At 73.2% G+C, this 1,065-nt stretch carries 3 protein-coding genes and 1 pseudogene; all 4 read right to left on the bottom strand.

The genetic code is table 11. The features are described 5' to 3' along the window. Window positions 1–330 (bottom strand): replication initiator (locus FOE67_RS26630; RefSeq protein ID WP_323385579.1); only part of this gene is annotated, 330 nt, incomplete at its 3' end. A 134-nt stretch (window positions 331–464) separates the two neighbouring features. Continuing rightward, on the bottom strand, window positions 465–659 hold the full coding sequence (locus FOE67_RS26625; RefSeq protein WP_182667377.1) for a hypothetical protein: 195 nt from the start codon (window positions 657–659) through the stop codon (window positions 465–467). 21 nt (window positions 660–680) lie between these two features. Further along, the gene (locus FOE67_RS26620; protein ID WP_182667376.1) at window positions 681–863 is read right to left on the bottom strand and encodes a mobile element transfer protein; all 183 of its coding nucleotides are present in this window, start codon (window positions 861–863) and stop codon (window positions 681–683) included. 17 nt (window positions 864–880) lie between these two features. Further along, window positions 881–1,065: pseudogene (locus FOE67_RS26615) on the bottom strand (DUF2637 domain-containing protein); the annotation flags it as partial.

Below are 1,065 nucleotides of genomic sequence, written 5' to 3'. Positions count from 1 at the left end.
GGGGTGGGAGGCGACGGTTTCGGGGGTGCCCTTGCCGCCGCGCAGGCCGGCGGTGATCAGGTGGTAGGTGTCTCGGCGGTAGGTCTCGGCGCAGGAGGGGCAGCGGGTGGCGCGGCGGTTGTTGCAGCGCACCAGGAGGTGTCCGGCGGGCAGGTCGGTGGAGTCGAGCCGTCGCAGGGCGGGGCCGATCTCGCCGGTGGTCGTGTCGAGGGTGTGGTCGGTGCGGTGGCCCTCCAGGCGGATGGGGCGACGGCAGCCGCCGAGGGAGGAGAGCTGTCGGGCGAGGGCGGGGAGAGTGCCCAGGGAGGCGAGGAATCGCAGTTCGGGCAGCGGCGGGGGCGTGGTGCGGGGGATGATGGTCGTGCTCCTTCGCGGCGGTTGTCGTGAGGGGGTGCGCTCCCGGGGCGGCGGATGCTTGGCGGTATCGAGGCCGCCCCGGGATGCCGACTCAGTGGCCTACTCGTCTAGTCATGTGAGGTCGAGAAGATCTCGACGCCGGAGCGGGTGCCGGAGTCGATGGCGGGGGCGAGGAAGGTGTCGGCCAGGTAGAAGCCGAACAGGGCCAGGGCGAGGGCGACCCACAGGCGGACGCCGAGGAACTTGATCACGCCCCAGGCGATGACGCCCAGGACCAGGACGAGGGGCAGGGTGACGGTCACGTCGGGATCTCTCCTGTCGGATCAGACGGCGGAGCAGCGGTGGGTACGGGCCGCGAGTTCGGCGGCGGAGCGGGTGTCGTACTCGGCGGAGAAGCCGCAGCGCGGCGCGGTGCACGCGGTGGTGTGCTTCTCGCGGCCCCGGTTGTCGGTGGCGGTGCCGACGCGGACCGGGCCGTAGCGGCCCACCTGGCGGAAGAGGGTCACGGCGGTTGTCCTCTCGATCAGTGGAGTCGGGCGAGGAGGGCGTCGGCGATCGGCACGGGGACGCCGAGCCGGGCCCGCAGGGTCGGGGCGTCGATGGGGTGGCCGGTGCGGTTCAGGTGGTCACCGGCGACCTTCCGGGCGTGCTCGACCAGGGCGGCCGGTACGGGGACCGGAGCCGGTTCGGTCGGGGCGGGAAGGGTCG

Source organism: Streptomyces calidiresistens (assembly GCF_014141525.1).
Taxonomy (GTDB): Bacteria; Actinomycetota; Actinomycetes; order Streptomycetales; family Streptomycetaceae; genus Streptomyces; species Streptomyces calidiresistens.
Note: the sequence above shows the minus strand (reverse complement) of the source record. Positions and strands in the feature narration are given on the sequence as shown.